This window comes from Brevundimonas sp. TWP2-3-4b1, assembly GCF_049897665.1.
In the GTDB taxonomy this organism is placed as follows: Bacteria; Pseudomonadota; Alphaproteobacteria; order Caulobacterales; family Caulobacteraceae; genus Brevundimonas; species Brevundimonas subvibrioides_B.
Genome location: NZ_JAFCWQ010000058.1, coordinates 1 through 2261, shown reverse-complemented (window position 1 = coordinate 2261; position 2261 = coordinate 1). Strand labels below are relative to the sequence as shown.

Below are 2261 nucleotides of genomic sequence, written 5' to 3'. Positions count from 1 at the left end.
CAACGCCTCGTTCATCGCGACCGTATCTTTATCGAACTGCGTGGCTTTGGTCACTTGGATCAACACCCCGACGAGACGCTCGTCTACCTAAACACCTACACCACAAACGTAAGGGCGCCCTTGGGAATCGGACGGGCGGCTAGGCTTGGCTGTGCCCTCATCCAGGGTCGGCGCGGCCCGGATAACCCTGTGACCCGTCCTGGGAACCGGACTTTCAGATTGCCCGCGGCCGAGCTTCTATTTCGCAGCCCTAGCCTTAGACTTAGCCTTCGGCTCCGGAGGGGGTTCTGCCTTTTGCGCCGGGCGCGGGCCGGTTCGCGTGGGAATTCCGGTGGTCAGTCCGTCGTAGTCGGTGGATCGCGGCTGGATGACGACCACGCCCTTGTCCGTGATGACATATTCCCGGATGTCTTTGCTGTGGTTGCCGCCGCGCATTTTGATCACGACCATGACTTTCCGAAGCTGGCCGTCGATTTCCACATAGCGCATCCTGATGATGTCATCGGTCAGGAACGAAATCGTGTAGTGGCTGAAAGAAAACCCGGTGAACGTATCCTCCACCTCAACGGTGCTAAGAATCGTGACCCCCGCCCCCGTCAACGCCACGATCAGCCGGTAGAGTGACTCGCGAAAGTCCTCGCGGAAACCGGGCGCCAGCGCCATCTCAAGGCTCACGAGCGAATCGATCACCAAACGTTTCGCGCCGACCCTTTGAACGGCGTCGAGAATCTCCTGCATAGTTTCGTCCACCGAGAGATCGAGCGGACGAAGGTAGATGATTTCCAAGCGTCCCTTCTCCAGCGGCGTCTTCAAATTCAAACCAAAGCTGTCGGCGCGATCGGTGTAGCCTTTCGGTCGTTCTTCGAAGATCGCCATGATCCCCGGCTCGCCATTGCGCAGTCCCGCGGCAATGAATTGCGTGGCCAGCGCCGTTTTGCCCGTCCCTGAAGGGCCGGCGATGAGCAGGCTGTCGCCTTCGAGAACGCCCCCGCCCATCATCTCGTCCAAATCAGGAATGCCCATAGAAAGCCGCCGACGCTTGGCCGGCTTTCCAGCTTTGGAAATGAACCCCAGCGTGCGCGAGAAGGCTTGCAACCCGTCTTCGTTGATGCGGACGGTGTGCAATCCCGGCACCGAACCCGACCCGCGCACTTTCAGGATTTGCAGTTTTCGCACCACGGAATTTCTTTCCACCTTCTGCGAAAGCCAGAAGAGGCCGTCGGCGATCGTGAACAGCGGATTGCCCTGGGTCTCTCCCTCGCTAAATTCGCCGACTAGAAATGTCGTGGCTTCCCAACTGGTCAGAAACTGGGTGAGCTGCTGAATGAAAGACTGCATCTCCATTTCGCCGGCAGCGGCCTGCGGTTTGCGCATTACGGTGCGAAAGGAGTCCACCACCACGACCCCCGGATTGATTGCCGTGACCTGCTTGATAATTTCAGCGAGGACCGCGTTCAAATCTTGATTCAACACCAGGTCGCTGAGATTGATAAAGCGGACGGCTTTGCCCAACTTGGATGCGTCGAAGAAGGAAAACTGTTGCTGGTAGCGCAACATTTTTATGGCGGGCTCACCGAGGACGGTGAAAAAGAGCGCGGGCTTTTCCGCCGTCGCGTTGGCGAAAACGATCTGATGCGCCATCGTAGTCTTGCCGCAACCGGGCATGCCGGCGATGACGTTGAACGAAAACTCCGGGATGCCGCCGCCCAAGATGTCGTCGAGGCCGCGAACGCCGGTCGGCAGTTTGCGGATCGTGACCTTTGCCGATTGGCTTGCGGCGTTGTTCGTCAGTTTGCGGGTAGCCGCGGCGCTAGGTCTCTTTGCCATTCTTGCCTTCCGGGATCAACTGCAAGTCGTTGATGTTGCTCAATAGCTGAAGTGTTAGTTCGTCGCCAATTAGCGCTACCAGAAGTCCGAGAAACCGGGCGAGAAGAATAATGCCGGCATCAGAAATTTCTTCCGGGGCCGCCTGGGCCTCAAGTTCGTTCAGACCATCAAATGAGCCGTCCGCTTTGACTTGAATCTCACCCAGCCAAGCGACTTCCGCGCCGGCTAGCGCGAGTGCGCGCGAGAGGAGCGCGCGGAACCCTGCGGCGCCCATGAGTGCGCCAAAATGCGGGCTCAATTTCTCTATGACGGCAAAGGCTGCCGTGGGTTGTGATTCGGCAGACGCATTTCGGCTCATCTCACCAACGATGAGTCGCTCAGCGTAGATACGCAGCTTCGGCGTAGTTCGGTTCATTCAGGAACGTACTCGAACG

Annotated in this window: 2 protein-coding genes; both read right to left on the bottom strand. The window is 58.2% G+C overall.

Translation table 11 applies throughout. The annotated features are described in order from the left end of the window. Positions 1 to 237: 237 nt before the first annotated feature. Positions 238 to 1827: an RAD55 family ATPase gene (locus tag ACP7A5_RS17895; protein WP_426043153.1), complete on the bottom strand. Its 1590-nt coding sequence runs from the start codon at positions 1825 to 1827 to the stop codon at positions 238 to 240. After that, positions 1811 to 2242: a hypothetical protein gene (locus ACP7A5_RS17890; RefSeq protein WP_426043152.1), complete on the bottom strand. Its 432-nt coding sequence runs from the start codon at positions 2240 to 2242 to the stop codon at positions 1811 to 1813. The genes ACP7A5_RS17895 and ACP7A5_RS17890 overlap by 17 nt, the downstream gene beginning before the upstream one ends. Positions 2243 to 2261 lie beyond the last annotated feature (19 nt).

What these genes read in the sequence shown, in the direction of transcription:
- ACP7A5_RS17895 (WP_426043153.1), bottom strand. Translation starts at nt 1,827, where the DNA reads ATGGCAAAGAGACCTAGCGCCGCGGCTACCCGCAAACTGACGAACAAC.
- ACP7A5_RS17890 (WP_426043152.1), bottom strand. Translation starts at nt 2,242, where the DNA reads ATGAACCGAACTACGCCGAAGCTGCGTATCTACGCTGAGCGACTCATC.